Origin of the sequence: Glycomyces lechevalierae, from assembly GCF_027622945.1 — a bacterium.
Taxonomy (GTDB): domain Bacteria; phylum Actinomycetota; class Actinomycetes; order Mycobacteriales; family Micromonosporaceae; genus Glycomyces; species Glycomyces rutgersensis.
Map to the genome: position 1 here is coordinate 1 of NZ_JAPZVQ010000027.1, position 14,033 is coordinate 14,033.

The window sequence follows — 14,033 nt, forward strand, 5'->3', positions numbered from 1 at the left end:
AATGCGCCGTCCGCCTTTCAGAGATCTTGGGGTGCCGCTATTCGAGGTCGTTGGCGACGGCTCGGAGCATTTCGGCGATCTTGGCGCCGGTCTTGCGGTCCGGGCGGCGGCCGCGGGAGAGCGGGGGCATGATCTGCTGCTCGAGCACGCCGATCATGTCCTGCAGCAAGCTGTTCAGATCCTCGGGCGAGCGCTTCGGCGTCTCGGCCGCCGGGGCCGCGCCGACCTGCGGCGTCGCCACGACGTGCAGACCCATCGCCTGGACCCCGCGGCGCGTGTCGATGATGCTGTACTCGACCTTCGTGCCCTTGGCGAGTTCTTCGACACCCTCGGGCAGCGCGTCGCGGTGCACGAACACGTCCTTGCCGCCGTCATCGCGGGAGACGAATCCGAATCCCTTCTCGGCGTCGAACCATTTCACTCGACCACTGGGCACCGCTGAACCTCGAACTTCTCGTCTGCAGGGAACTGATGAGTCCGTCAAGCCTAGCGTGGCATGAACCGGACGGAATGGAACGCTCGGGTGACCGTCCGGCTACCCGTCCGCACCTGGGTCGACGCCCTACGGCACCGCGATCGTGAGCTTCGGGACGAGCCCCAGCTCGGCCGCGCCGCCCAGCAGCCGCTCCACCGCCATGCGCCCTTCCTCGCCGAGGTCCCGCGAGAACTCGTTCACATAGAGGTCGATGTGCATGCGGCACACCTCCTCCGACATCTCCTGCGCGTGCTCGGCCACATAGCCGCGGCTCGCCTCCGGGTGCGCCCACGCGTAGTCGAGCGAGGCCCGGATCGCGGCGGTGATCGCGTCCGTGTCGAGATGGGACTTGGCGACGATCGCGCCGAGCGGGATCGGGCAGCCGGTGCTCCCCTCCCACCATTCGCCGAGGTCGACCAGCGACTGGAGTCCGTACTCGCCGTAGGTGAACCGGGCCTCGTGGATGACGAGCCCGGCGTCGAAGCGGCCGGCCTGCACCGCGGGCATGATCTGGTCGAACGGCACGACCTCCCATGTCACCTCGGGCGAGCCGAGGTCGCGCAGCCACAGGTTGAACAGCATGAACGCGGTGCTCCGGTCCGAGGGGACCGCGATCCGCTTCCCGGCGAGGTCGCCGATGCCGGTCCCCCCGCGCGTGAGCACGAGCGGCCCGCAGCCGCGGCCGAGCGCGCCGCCGGCGGGCAGCAGCCGCCACTCGTCGCCGAGGTACGGCAGGGCCGCGTACGAGACCTTCGCGACGTCGAATTCGCCTCGCGCGCAAGCGGTGTTGGTGACGTCGATGTCGGCGAACGTCAGCCGCGTCGCGGGTGCGCCGTCGATGAGGCCCGAGGTCCAAGCGTGGTAGATGAAGGTGTCGTTGGGGCACGGCGAGTGCGCGAGGTGCAGCGCGGTCGGGTCGAGATCGAACGGAATGCCCAGTGCCGCCATGCCTACAACTCCCTGATCCCGGTCGTGAGCGTCTTCAAAGCCGCGCCCCAGTCCCACTTCTCGACGTCGCGGTCCCCGATGTAGTTGGAGACGGCGCGGATCTCGGCGAACGGCAGCCCGGCCTGCTGCGCGGCCGTCGCGACCCCGAAGCCCTCCATGGCCTCGCCGATCGCGTTCGGGTAGCGGTGCGCGAGGTTCGCGGCGAGCCCGTCGGAGCCGGTGATCGACGCGAGCGTGAGGATCTCGCCGCGCACGCCCTCGACGGCGACGGTGAGCACGGTGTTGCAGCCGATCCGGTTGGTGCCGAAGCCGAGTTCGTCGATCGGCTGGAACCGCCAGGGGAAGGCGACGCCGAGTTCGGCGGCGACGGAGTCGGTAGCGATGAGGAGGTCGCCGATCCGGGCCTTGCCGCGGAACGCGCCGCAGATGCCGGCGTTCACGACGACGTCGTACGCGCGGCCCATCTGGCTGTTCTCGGCGATGGTCCGGGCGGTGGCGGCCGCGGCGGCGGCCGGTCCGACGCCGCAGATGAGGACGTCCAGCTCGTGGCGGAGTGAGCGCCCGGCCTCGACGGCCTGGGCTTCCTCGGCGACCGCGCACACGACGAGTATTCGCATGGGCTCAAAGCTACCGGGTGCCCGAACGGGACGGCCGCACCCGAGCCGTGGCGAACGCCTCGCAGACATCGTGAGGGAGGGAACGACGATCGGCTCGAACAGTGCGCAGGGTGCGGGGACGTGTGAAGGCGGGGCCTCGGTCGAGACAGGGCCGAACGAAACTGATCTGAGCAGTCCGGCGGTCGGGCCGCCGGCCGACCCGGCCGGTGGTGCGACGCGCATCCCGCGCCCGCTGCGGGAGGCTGGCGGCGCGCAGTGCGGAAGTGCGGGCCGTTCGGCCCGGACAGCACAGGGCTCGATTTGAGCGGGCCGGGCGGCGAAAGTGCGGGCCCCGGCCTCGGCGAAGCTTGCGAGCCGTCAATCGGCGCTGTAAAACCCTGACAGAGGGGCACGACGATTCCGTGCCGTCCAGCGGCGGAGTGTGTTGTATTCCGCTCCCCACCGGGGTGCACCGTCCGCCGGGTGCGGCCGCGAGCTGACCTATGCTTGAAAGCGTGCCTGACACCTCTGCCGCCGCCGCCAAGACCCGCAGCCGCAAACCGCGCCTGGACCGGGTCCTCGCCGACGCCCTCGACCTGGCCCGTGAGGCCGTAGAAGAGGCCGGCGACGGGATCGGCGAGCACCTCGGCGTCGAAGCCGAGACCGAGCGGGTCGTCACCCACTACTTCGAGTGCACCCTGCCCGGCTACCGAGGCTGGCGCTGGGCCGTCGTGCTCACCCGCGCCCCGCGCGCCCGCGTCGCGACCGTCTCCGAGTCGGCGCTCCTGCCCGGCCCGAACGCGCTCCGCTCCCCCACCTGGGTCCCGTGGGCCGACCGCCTCCAGGGCGGCGAGGTCGGCACCGGCGAAGTCCTCCCGACCGAGGACGACGACGACCGCCTCATGCCCGCCTACCAGCTCTCCGACGACGAAGCCGTCGAGGACATCACCTTCGAGCTCGGCCTCGGCCGCGAACGGGTGATGAACCGCGAGGGCCGCGCCGAGACCGCGCAGCGCTGGTACGACGGCGACCGCGGCCCGAACGCCCCGATCTCCGAGGCCGCCCCGGCCCCCGCGCGATGCGGCACCTGCGGGTTCTTCCTGCCGCTGGCCGGTTCGATGCGCCTGGCCTTCGGGGCCTGCGCGAACCTGTACTCGTCCGAGGACGCCCGCGTCGTCTCGGCCGACCACGGCTGCGGCGCGCACTCCCAGATCAGCGAGTTCGTGGACACGACCCCGCAGGGCGTCGAGAAGTCCGAGGTCATCTACGACGACGAGGGCTCCGAGCTCCTGTAACCGGGAGTCGGCGGGACGACGAGGGTTCCTCAGTCGTCCTGCTTCTTTCCGAAGTGCCTCTTGTCGGCGACCGCCATACCGGCGGTGCCGAGGAGGCCGATGATCACGCCGGTGAGGGCGCAGGCGCCCCACCATTCGCGGCCCGCGTCGGCGAGCTCGGTGCGGAAGATCTGCGTCAGCACCAGGGCGACCGCCCACAGTAGAGTCCCGATCGCGGCGATCGGGGCCATCCGCATCTTCACTGCTTCGGGGGCGGGCAGTTCCGGTGTCCGCTTGACGCGCTGGTACGCCTCGCGAGGGGACGCCGACGAGCCGGACGAGGCCGGTGGCTGGGAAGTTCCGTCGGTGGGCACGCTGCCAATGTACGCTGCGTCAGTGCCTGCGACAATCGGTCACGCCGACATGAAGCGTCGTCACGTCGACGCGAGCGGGCAGGGGGCGCCGCGGGATTCCTTGGAGCGAAGGCGATCCGTTATCGGCACCCCGCCGGTTGTGGTCCGCCGGTAGGGTTGGGCGTACGCTCGGATGAGCTGGCGATGCGGCGCTGACAGACGACACGCGAGGGGTGGAAAGGCATGAGGCCGGTACGGTTCGTAGCCCTCTCAGAGGACGGTCATGCGCTCGTGCTCGCCGACGAACTCGGCAGGCTCCTCGCCCTGCCGATCGACGAACGCGTCGCGGCCGTCGTCGACGTCCCCGAGAACGGCAACGCCCTCCGGGCCAAAGTGGAGGGTGCGCCGAGCCGGCCCGAGGCCTCGCGCCGTCCCGTGCCGCAGCGCCCCGCCGCCGTCAGTCTTTCTCCCCGCGACATCCAGACCCGCATCCGCGCAGGTGAGAGTGCCGAGGACATCGCCGCGTCCGCGCAGGTCGCGGTCGACCGGGTCCTCCGCTACGCCGGGCCGGTGCTGCAGGAGCGCGCGATGCTCGCCCAGGCCGCCCGCCGCTCGCGGCTGGCGACCTCGGAGCGCGGCGAGCGCATGTCCAATGTGGTCGATGTGAAGCTCGGGACGCACGGGGTCGACCCTGAAGCGGTCTCGTGGGACGCCTGGCGCACCGAGGACGGCTCCTGGCTCGTGCAGGCCTCGTGGTCGTCGGGCAAGACGACCGCGCGTGCGCGCTGGAAGCTCGACCGCGCCCGCCAGACGGTGACGCCGGACGACGAGATGGCCCAGTTCCTCTCGACGCCGCTCCCGCAGCAGGTGCCCGGGCACCAGGAGACGATCTCGGAGCTCGGGGTCCGCCCCGGCGATCCGGTGCGGCCTTCGCGCGACCCGATGCACGGGCTGCGCGACCGCGACGACGACTCGGCGCACCCGGACCCGCTGCGGCGCGACCGCCTGCGCGAGGTCCTGGAGCGCCCGCTCGACGATGTGGCGGGCCGCGGCAAGCGGACCTCGCAGCTCGGCCTGCCGGGCACGTCCGCGCCCGAGCAGCGCGAGACGCCGGAAGTGCCATCGCTCGCGGTGCTGCGCCCGGGCAAGCGCTCGGCCGCCGAGGACGACATGAACATGCCGCCCCTCGCCGCCGCCGGCTCGAAGCCGCGCAACCAACTCCCGGGCTGGGACGACGTCCTGTTCGGCTCCGCCGACAAGAAATAGAGCGGCTCCGCCGACAAGAAGTAGGGCGGCTCCGCCGAAGAGCGGCAACACGAACCGCAGGCCCGCGACCGGAACCGGTCGCGGGCCGCTTTCATGTCCGTTCGCTCTTTTGGGTGAAGCAAATGCGCGGCCATTGCGGCATTTGCCAGCTTTTGCCCGGCAGTGTTCGAACCGTTCCTCGGCCCTTGTGGCAATGAGGCGCAGAGGGTCGGTCGTACTCGGGTGGGAGGGTGGCCCTTTTCATCGGTAGTGGTGAAGGTGGGACTGGGTGGGTACCCGGGGCCGCCCGTACGGCTGCCGGCGGGGCGGATCGACGGCGCCGCTCTGTTCCTCGGCGTCGCCCGGATTGCGAGAACTCGATCACGGTTACTGGCTAGCCGACCGGTAAGTAGATATCCTTGCATGCAATGTCCCCGGTCATCCTCAGTCAGCTGCATCGCACCTTCCGTGCGCTCTCGTACCCCGGCTTCCGCATCTACGCCGCCGGGCAGCTGCTCGGCACCCTCGCGTTCTGGCTCCAGACCACCGCCATCAGCTGGCTCGTGCTCGAACTCTCCGGGAACTCCGGCACCGCCCTCGGCTGGACCCTCGCGCTCCAGTTCGGCCCCTACCTCCTCTTCGCCCTCCAAGGCGGCAAGATCGCCGACAGCTTCGACAAGCGCCGCGTGCTCCTCCTGTGCTCCCTCGGCTCCGGCGCGGTCACCGCCGGGCTCGCCGCGGTCGTGCTCACCGGGCACATCGAACTGTGGATGGTCTACGTCGGGATGTTCGCCTTCGGCTCGGTCGCCGTCGTCGAAGGACCCGCCCGCCAGGCGTTCTACTCCGAACTCGTCGACCGCGAAGCGCTCCCGAACGCCGTCGGCCTCGGCAGCGCCATCTTCAACATGAGCCGCATCGCCGGCCCCGCGCTCGCCGGCGTGCTCATCGCGCTCACCTCCACCGGGACCGTGATCGTCGTGTGCGCCTTCGCGTTCCTCGGCCCGGCCCTGGCCTGCGCGGTCCTGCTGCGCCGCAGCCTCTCCAACCCGGTCCGCCGCGACGCCGCCTCCGGAGGCATCCGCGACGCCCTGCGCTACGCGGCCGCCCGCCCCGACATCATCGCGGTCCTCATCGTCTCGCTGCTCGTCTCGGGCTTCACGTTCAACTTCGCGCTCACCCTCTCGATGCTCGCCCGCACCGAGTTCGAGACCGGCGCCGACTCCTACGGACTGCTGCTCACCGCTCTCGCCGTCGGCGCGCTCGCCGGATCGCTCGCCTCCGGGCGCCGCTCGACCCGCCCGAGCCTCAACACGATGCTCGCGTCCTCCGCCCTGCTCGGCGTCGGCACCCTGCTCGTGGGCTTCGCGCCCTCGCTGTGGTCGGCGATGGTGCTGCTCGCGCCCACCGGTTTCGCGATGGTCTACTACGCGCAGGCCGCCAACCAGCGCGTCCAGATGGGCGTCCGCTCCGACTTCCGCGGCCGCGTGCTGAGCCTTTATATGCTGGTGTTCCTCGGCTCCACCGCCGTGTTCGCGCCGATCGTGGGCGTGTTCATGGAGGTCTACGGGGCGCGCGCGGGCCTGTGGCTCGGCGGGCTCGTCGGGATCGCGACGCCGGCGGCGCTGGCTCTGGCGAAGCGGGCGCAGCTCAAGCGGCGTGCGGCGGCGCTCACCGGCAAGGCGATGCCGTAGACCGCATCTGCGGCGCGGAAAAGCCATGCCCGGGACGGTACGGGCCGTTCACTCTTATCCGGCGATTCCCACTTCCTGAGCGAAGCGGCCGGTTCGTCCCCCGCGAGTTGTCCGAGTGGTCCCGTCCTACCCGGAACCTCCTGCGCCTCCACTGCATCAGGCGTGCACAGGAGTGTTACTTCTACGAAATTACTGTCCCGTCCCATGGGATTTCACTGAATTAACAGCTCCCGTTGCTGCGAGGATAGGTCACATCGTGACAGCCCCGACCACGCCGCGACGACACACCTCTCGCCGCAGCGCGCGTCACTGACCCCGAGTAGAGCCCCTGGAGGGAATCCAGTGAGTGCCTCCGCCACCGCGGTCCCGCAGGCCGCGACCCAAGTGCGCACCGAGCGCCTTTTCGCCGCGCTCCCGCTGCCGGACAACGCCGTCGCCGACCTCGTCGAAGTCGTCTCGGACCTCAACATCGCCCGCCGCGGCGCCCCCAGCCGTCCTGGCGCGACCGGCCGCCGCACGCCCTCGACGCGGCTCGTCCGCTCCGGGAACTGGCACCTGACCCTTTCGTTCCTCGGCGAGGTCCCCGCCGAGCGCTGCGCCGAGACCGCCGAGGTCATCGCCGCCGCCGCTCGCGAGTCCGAGCCGATGCGCCTCTGCGTCTCCGGCGGCGGGCGGTTCGGCCGCGGCCGCTACTCGGTGGTCTACGCCGGGCTGGACGGCGACGTCGCCGCGCTCGTGGACCTCGTGCACCGCATCCGCGCCGGGCTCATCGCCGGCGGGCTGCCCGTCGACCAGAAGCAGTACCGGCCGCACGTGACCCTCGCCCGCCCCGGCGACCGCGTCACCAACCAGCAGGCCGCCCAGGACCTTCTGACCCTGCGCCGCTACTACGGTCCGAGCTGGACCGCGAACGAGGTCGTGCTCTACCGCTCCGACTTCGGCAAGGGACCGGTGGGCGCGCAGCCGCTCTACACGCCCGTCGCGGTCGCCCCGCTGGGCTGAACCCCGCTCGGCGGCAGGGACCTCGGCGCCCGCGCGCCCCGCGGCCGCCGCCCGGTGACACCGCGGACCGGCCGCGCGGATCGAAGGGAGAAACCGCCTCGCGATCTGCGCGAAAGCGCCGCTCCGGGCAACGGTGACCGGTAGAAAGAGGGCATGTCCCACAGCGCCTCCGGCACCGGCCGCCACACCCATGTCGCGTCCCGGGCGACCCAGAGCGGCAACGCGACCCGTTCCGGGCGCCCGCTGGCCCGGGTCTTCCTGCGCGCCGCGGGGATCACCGCCCTCGTCTGCTGGGCGGCGCTCCTCGTCTGGGCCTCGTTCGGCACCGGCGCGAGCTCCGGCTCCTCCGGCGTCCACATGATCGTGGGGACGGTCGGGTCGGTCCTGCTCGTCGCCGTCGTCATCGCCACTCTCGCCACCCACTCGGGCCTGCGCACGATCATCACCGCGCTTCTCACGGCGATCTTCGCGGCCGCTGCCGGGTGGGCCGTGTACTCGTCCATGCCGGACGCCGGACCGGGGCAGTTCATCACGTACCGGGCGGGCGTCGCGGCCCTCGCGTACGTGTTCGGCGTGGTGGGCGGCGGCCTGCTGGCGCTCTCCGAGTTCGTGGTCGAGGGGTACTCGGGCGGGCGCGTGCCGGCCCCGAAGCAGTTGCGCCGCAAGGTGGCCGTGCTCGCGGCCGCGATCGTGGTCATGCTCGCGGCGGCCCTGGCGCCCGCGATGCAGCGGTGGGCGGAGCTGGCCAACCAGGACGTGCTCGTCGGGGACGCATCGGCGACCGGCAGCGCCACCGACCCGGGGCTCGACGGCCTGGCCGACCTCGCCGGGGTCGGCCGCTTCACCGACACGCCGTACGGGCTGCTGCGCACCGACCACCCGGCCGATCCGACCCCGCAGGCCGTGACGATGCTCGACCCGTCCACGGGCGCCGCGATCTGGTACCACCGCCGCTGGAACTGGCTGGCGTCCCAGTCGCCGGTGCTCTCCCAGTCGCAGGACCTGGTGGCGCTCACCGGGCCGCGCGCGGACAACAACGGGGACTTCGAGACCCGGGTCCTGAGCGCCCGCGACGGCGCCGTGGTCGGCACCGCGGACTTCAACGGCTCGCCCGGTGTGCTCCTCGCGCTCGCGGAGGACCGGCTGCTGTACACCAAGGACAAGAGCGAGACGTTCAGCGTCTACGACTTCAACGGCCGCCTGCAGTGGGAGGCGGCGATGCCGAACGGCTGCGAGGGCACGGCCGCGCAGCTCTCCGGGAACCGCGCGCTGGTGCTCGCCGACTGCGTGCCGGCCCCTGAGCGGGCGATCGCACGGGACGTGATGCTCGCGTTCGACCTCGAGGACGGCGTCTCGGCCTGGCAGCAGGAGATCAACCGGATGGCCGTGGTCGTCCCCGAATCGTTCCTGGTCACCGAGGACTCGATCATCATCGACAGCCGGGTCGAGGACCGGGTGACCGACGGGCCGTTCTCGGCGCGCCGCTTCGAGCACGAGCTGATCTCGTACTCGATCGCGGACGGCACCGAGGAGTGGCGGGTGAGCGACCAGACCTTCGGCTCCACGAACTCCTCGGCGTGCGGCGGGACGCTGTACCTCTCGCAGCCGACGGCCGTGGCCGGTTCCGGGGTGGCCGCGGGCGGCGAGACGCGGGCGCAGGCCTCGGTCGCCGACCGGCGCACCGTGCAGATCATCGAGTGCTTCGCCGCGAAGGACCGCGAGGGCTCGTGGCTCGGGGTCATGGCGTACGACGCGGACTCGGGGGAGCGCCTGTACCGCAAGGCGGTGCGGCTGGGGTTCACGCCGCTGGACCCGGAGGTCGCGCGCGGCTGGGCGACGGTGCTGCCGGACAACCGCGCGATGCTCGCGGCGGACCTGTCGCTCGACCCGAACCGCCCGGACTGCCGCCTGTACGAGATCGCGAACGGCGAGTCGAGCGAGGTCGACTTCGCGACCGAGCGGGCCGACGGCTCGTCGATCCCGGGGAACTGGTGCCACGACGCCCAGCTCAGCCCGGTCGGCACGGGCGCTGCGGTCAGCTACGTGGACGAGAACGGCACCCGCGGCATCGCGGTCGTGGAGTAGTTCGGCTGGTGTGAGCGAGGCTCGCGATCCTCGCACTGCGGCGATCGCGAGCGTGATTCGCGATCCTTGCACTGCGGGTTTCGCGAGCGGCGTTCACGGTCGCCGGCCTCGGGAGCTCGGGAAACGCGCCATGTCGGGGCGGTGAACGGGGCACGAACCAGTCGAATGATCAAACAGTGTGATCAGTTCTCGGTCATCCGCGCAGGAGTGATGCGCGAAACTGCGGTAGGGTTCTTCGCATGTGTGGAATCGTTGGATACGTCGGGGCGCGCAGCGTCGTCGACGTCGTGATCGACGGCCTTCGCCGTCTCGAATACCGCGGCTACGACTCGGCCGGCGTCGCCCTCGTCTTCAATCCCGACGGGGCCGACTCCTACCTGGAGGTCGACAAGAAGGCCGGCAAGCTCGCCAATCTCGAGGCGGTCCTCGCCGAGCAGGACCGCTCGCTCGAGGCCGCCTGCGGCATCGGGCACACCCGCTGGGCCACCCACGGCGTCCCCTCCGACCGCAACGCCCACCCCCACCTCTCCGCGGACGGGCGCGTCGCGATCATCCACAACGGCATCATCGAGAACTTCGGCCAGCTCCGCGCCGAGCTCGAGGCGACCGGCGTCGAGTTCCTCTCCGACACCGACACCGAGGTCGCCGCCCACCTCCTCGGCCGCGAGTACGCCGTCGACGGGGACCTCACCGAGGCCATGACGCGCGTCTGCACGCGCCTCGAAGGGGCCTTCACGCTCCTGGCCGTGGCCGCCGACGACCCGGACACGGTGGTCGGCGCCCGCCGCAACTCCCCGCTCGTGGTCGGCCTCGGCGAGGGCGAGTACTTCCTGGCCTCCGACGTGGCGGCGTTCATCGCCTACACGACCGAGGCGATCGAGCTCGGCCAGGACCAGATCGTCACCATCAGCCGCGCGGACGGGATCACCGTGCGCGGCTTCGACGGCGAGCCCTCCGAGGGCAAGCCGTTCTCCGTCGACTGGGACATCGCCGCCGCCGAGAAGGGCGGCTACGACACGTTCATGGCCAAGGAGATCCACGAGCAGCCGCAGGCCGTCGCGGACACGCTGCGCGGGCGCATCGACGAGGCCGGGCAGATCGTGCTCGACGAGGTCCGCATGTCCGACCAGGACTTCCGGGACATCGACAAGGTCTTCATCGTCGCGTGCGGCACCTCGTACCACGCCGGGCTCGTCACCAAGTACGCCATCGAGCACTGGACGCGCATCCCGTGCGAGGTCGAGCTCGCCAGCGAGTTCCGCTACCGCGACCCGGTGCTCGACCGCTCGACGCTCGTCGTCGTCATCTCCCAGTCCGGCGAGACCATGGACACGCTGATGGCCCTGCGCCACGCGAAGGACCAGAAGGCCCGCGTCCTCGCCATCTCGAACACCGTGGGGTCGACGATCCCGCGCGAGTCCGACGCGGTGCTGTACACCCGCGCGGGCATCGAGGTCGCCGTGGCGTCCACGAAGGCGTTCCTGACCCAGCTCGCCGCCTGCTACCTGGTGGGCCTGCACCTCGCGCAGGTGCGCGGCATCAAGTACGCCGACGAGGTCTCCGCGATCCTCGACGAGCTCGTGGCCGCGCCCGGCAAGATCGCCAAGGTCATCGAGCACCTCGAGCCGGTCCGCGAGATGGCCCGCAACAGCGCCGGGAAGGACCGCGTCCTGTTCATCGGCCGCCACGTCGGCTACCCGGTCGCCCTCGAAGGCGCCCTGAAGCTCAAGGAGCTCGCGTACCTGCACGCCGAGGGCTTCGCCGCCGGCGAGCTCAAGCACGGCCCGATCTCGCTGATCGAGGAGGGCACGCCGGTCGTCGCGATCGTGCCGAGCCCGCGCGGCCGCTCGCTCCTGCACGACAAGATCATCTCCAACATCCAGGAGGTCAAGGCCCGCGGCGCGAAGGTCATCGCGATCTGCGAGGAGGGCGACGCGATCACCGCCTCCCACGCGGACTTCGTGATCGAGACGCCCGCGACGCCGACGCTCCTCGCGCCGCTGCTGACCACGGTTCCGTTGCAGGAGTTCGCGATCGAGCTCGCGACCGCCATGGGCCGCGACATCGACCAGCCGCGCAACCTCGCCAAGTCGGTCACGGTGGAGTAGCACGGTCGAATAGCACGGCCGAGTAGCACGGCCGAATAGCGCGGTTGAAAGGCACGGTCGAAGCGCCGGTCGAGTAAGACCGTCCAATAAGGTCGTTCGAGTTGCGGCGTGCGCGGTCTCCGCGCACGCCGTACGCGCGCTTGCGGCGATTCGGTTGCCCCGCATCCCTGCCAGATCGGGCACTTGCCGCCGGTATCGGAATCCGTCACGCAATTCGCCTCCCTAGACTCGTGTCGTGAGAAAACGCACCCTGATCTCGAGCGCCGTGGCGGTCACCGCCGTCGGCGCCATCACCATCGCGGGCACCGTTGTGGCCCAAGCGCAGGAGACCGGCGACGAAGCGCTCGCCGCCGCGATCGACGCGATCCTGACCGACAAGCGCCTCACCGACTCCCAGATCGGCGTCACCGTCGCCGACGCGAACACCGGTGAGGTCCTGTACGAGCACAACGGCGCCAAGCGGGGCATCCCCGGCTCCAACGACAAGCTCACCACCACCGCGGCCGCCCTCGAGAACCTCGGCGGCGACTTCGCCTACACGACCGAGGTCGCGGGCGACCGCCCCGCCGACGGCGTCGTCGCCGGCGACCTCTACCTGCGCGGCTTCGGCGATCCGACGATCCTCGAAGCCGACTACGACAAGCTGGCGCAGGACCTCGCCGACCGCGGCGTCTCCACGATCGACGGCGACCTCGTCGCCGACGACACCGCGTTCGACTCGGTCCGCTCGGGCGCCGAGTGGGGCTGGTCCGACCTCCAGTTCACCTACGCCGCAGAGGTCTCCGCCCTCACCGTCGCCTCCGGCGACGACTACAACGCCGGTTCCGTGCGCGTCTTCGTCAAACCCGGCGCGGCCGAAGGCGACCCCGCCCAGATCAGCCTGGCCCCCGCGAACGACTACGTGGAGATCGTCAACACCGCCACCACCGGCACCGCCACGAACGTCTCGGTGAACCGCGACCCGCACGACAACGTGATCCGCGTCAGCGGCACCGTCAAGGCCGGCACCGACGGCACCTTCGCGACCCGCTCGGTCATCGAGCCCACGCAGCTCGCGGCGGACGTCTTCGCGGACTCCCTCGAAGAAGCCGGCATCACCCTCAACGGCGACCTCCGCTTCGGCGAGGCCACCCCGCAGGGCCTCGAGACGCTCGCGACCCACCAGTCGATGACACTCGCCGAGCTCGAGCCCGTGATCCTCAAGCCCTCCAACGCGTCCGTCGCCGAGGCCCTGTTCAAGACCCTCGGCTACGAGGCGAGCGGCCTGGGCACCTTCAGCAGCGGCAAGGCCGCCACGTACGCCGGGATCGAGCCGCACGGGGTCGACACCGGCCCCGTCCGCCAGGTCGACGGCTCGGGCATCTCGCGCCACAACATGCTGACCACGAACACGCTCGCCGACCTCCTCGTGGGCGCCAAGAAGGCCGACTGGTTCTCCACCTGGCACGACGCCCTGCCGATCGCGTGCGAGGACGGCACCCTCGCGAGCCGCATGTGCGGCACCGCCGCCGCCGGGAACGTGCGCGCCAAGACCGGCTCGATGACCAGCGTCTCGGCCCTCTCCGGGTACGTGACCGACGCCGACGGCCGCGAACTCGTCTTCAGCGTCATCGTGAACGACTTCCTGTGGTCCACGGTCAAGGACATCGAGGACAAGATCGCGGTGGCCGTCGCCTCGCACAGCACCGAGGCGACCGAGGCCGAGATCAGCACCTTCTCCTCCGAGATCGACACGCCCGACTTCGCGGAACTCGAAGCCGAGGCCGAGGAGCTCCCGGCCGAGGGCGAGATGCCCGCGAACCTCGAGTGCACCTGGTACGAACCGGCTGTCTGCTAACGCCGCAGCCGACCCGAACCGAGGGCCCGTCCACCCGGACGGGCCCTCGCTCGTCATCTGCGGCCGTACGTGAGTCGCCGTAGGAGCGTCTCGGCGGGGCCGCGGATCCCGGCCCTGGCCATCCAGGCCGCGACCCCGCCGTCGTCCAAGCCCTCTTCGACCGCGTCTTCACCGCCCGCGGCGGCACCTTCACCCAGACCGTCTTGCGCCACTACGCCGACCACGGCCGCATCGACCCCGCCCGCCTCACCCCCGTCGTCCTCGACATCGGCGAAGCCCTCGTCACCAAGCACCTCCTCGACACCGGCGAGAGCCCGAGCGACGACTACCTCCACGCCATCGTGGACCAGGCGATCCTCCCCGCCATCGGGCACCACCCCGCCACCGCCTGACCCGCCCCGAACCCCAAGCGGCGACGG

General features: G+C 71.0%; 12 protein-coding genes. 8 read left to right on the forward strand and 4 right to left on the reverse strand.

Features of this window, described 5'->3' with window-relative positions:
* Positions 1–37: 37 nt before the first annotated feature.
* The 3 genes from O2L01_RS25830 to mqnB all read right to left on the reverse strand — a co-directional run bounded on the left by O2L01_RS25830 (position 38) and on the right by mqnB (position 2,040).
* Complete coding sequence (locus tag O2L01_RS25830) at positions 38–436, reverse strand: cold-shock protein (RefSeq protein ID WP_270124799.1); 399 nt, start codon at positions 434–436, stop codon at positions 38–40.
* 126 nt (positions 437–562) lie between these two features.
* Positions 563–1,381 carry a 1,4-dihydroxy-6-naphthoate synthase gene (locus O2L01_RS25135; RefSeq protein ID WP_344469288.1) on the reverse strand — a complete coding sequence of 273 codons (819 nt, stop codon included), beginning with the start codon at positions 1,379–1,381 and terminating at the stop codon, positions 563–565.
* Positions 1,382–1,425: 44 nt separating this feature from the next.
* Positions 1,426–2,040, reverse strand: a complete 615-nt coding sequence (gene mqnB, locus O2L01_RS25140) for a futalosine hydrolase (RefSeq protein ID WP_270124801.1) — start codon at positions 2,038–2,040, stop codon at positions 1,426–1,428.
* Positions 2,041–2,534: 494 nt separating this feature from the next.
* On the opposite strand from mqnB, the gene O2L01_RS25145 reads away from it, so the two are divergent.
* A complete protein-coding gene (locus O2L01_RS25145) occupies positions 2,535–3,314 on the forward strand; it encodes a DUF3027 domain-containing protein (protein ID WP_270124802.1) in 780 nt (259 codons plus the stop codon).
* Positions 3,315–3,343: 29 nt separating this feature from the next.
* On the opposite strand, the gene O2L01_RS25150 is transcribed toward O2L01_RS25145, so the two are convergent.
* Entirely contained in the window at positions 3,344–3,667 is a 324-nt protein-coding gene (locus O2L01_RS25150) for a DUF2530 domain-containing protein (RefSeq protein WP_270124803.1), read from the reverse strand.
* Positions 3,668–3,889: 222 nt separating this feature from the next.
* Here O2L01_RS25150 and sepH point away from each other — a divergent pair, with 222 nt between their 5' ends.
* The 7 genes from sepH to O2L01_RS25185 all read left to right on the forward strand — a co-directional run bounded on the left by sepH (position 3,890) and on the right by O2L01_RS25185 (position 14,006).
* Complete coding sequence (gene sepH / locus O2L01_RS25155; RefSeq protein WP_270124804.1) at positions 3,890–4,912, forward strand: septation protein SepH; 1,023 nt, start codon at positions 3,890–3,892, stop codon at positions 4,910–4,912.
* Between the two features lie 407 nt (positions 4,913–5,319).
* Positions 5,320–6,582, forward strand: coding sequence for an MFS transporter (locus O2L01_RS25160; protein WP_270124805.1), 1,263 nt, complete (start codon positions 5,320–5,322; stop codon positions 6,580–6,582).
* Positions 6,583–6,924: 342 nt separating this feature from the next.
* The gene (gene thpR, locus O2L01_RS25165) at positions 6,925–7,584 is read left to right on the forward strand and encodes an RNA 2',3'-cyclic phosphodiesterase (protein ID WP_270124806.1); all 660 of its coding nucleotides are present in this window, start codon (positions 6,925–6,927) and stop codon (positions 7,582–7,584) included.
* A 153-nt stretch (positions 7,585–7,737) separates the two neighbouring features.
* Positions 7,738–9,669: an outer membrane protein assembly factor BamB family protein gene (locus tag O2L01_RS25170; RefSeq protein ID WP_270124808.1), complete on the forward strand. Its 1,932-nt coding sequence runs from the start codon at positions 7,738–7,740 to the stop codon at positions 9,667–9,669.
* A gap of 239 nt (positions 9,670–9,908) precedes the next feature.
* Positions 9,909–11,777, forward strand: a complete 1,869-nt coding sequence (gene glmS, locus O2L01_RS25175; protein ID WP_270124809.1) for a glutamine--fructose-6-phosphate transaminase (isomerizing) — start codon at positions 9,909–9,911, stop codon at positions 11,775–11,777.
* Between the two features lie 235 nt (positions 11,778–12,012).
* Entirely contained in the window at positions 12,013–13,614 is a 1,602-nt protein-coding gene (dacB, locus tag O2L01_RS25180) for a D-alanyl-D-alanine carboxypeptidase/D-alanyl-D-alanine endopeptidase (protein ID WP_270124810.1), read from the forward strand.
* A 203-nt stretch (positions 13,615–13,817) separates the two neighbouring features.
* Positions 13,818–14,006, forward strand: coding sequence for a hypothetical protein (locus O2L01_RS25185; protein ID WP_270124811.1), 189 nt, complete (start codon positions 13,818–13,820; stop codon positions 14,004–14,006).
* Positions 14,007–14,033: the final 27 nt, after the last annotated feature.

What these genes read in the sequence shown, in the direction of transcription:
- mqnB (WP_270124801.1), bottom strand. Translation starts at nt 2,040, where the DNA reads ATGCGAATACTCGTCGTGTGCGCGGTCGCCGAGGAAGCCCAGGCCGTC.
- sepH (WP_270124804.1), top strand. Translation starts at nt 3,890, where the DNA reads ATGAGGCCGGTACGGTTCGTAGCCCTCTCAGAGGACGGTCATGCGCTC.
- O2L01_RS25170 (WP_270124808.1), top strand. Translation starts at nt 7,738, where the DNA reads ATGTCCCACAGCGCCTCCGGCACCGGCCGCCACACCCATGTCGCGTCC.
- O2L01_RS25160 (WP_270124805.1), top strand. Translation starts at nt 5,320, where the DNA reads ATGTCCCCGGTCATCCTCAGTCAGCTGCATCGCACCTTCCGTGCGCTC.
- glmS (WP_270124809.1), top strand. Translation starts at nt 9,909, where the DNA reads ATGTGTGGAATCGTTGGATACGTCGGGGCGCGCAGCGTCGTCGACGTC.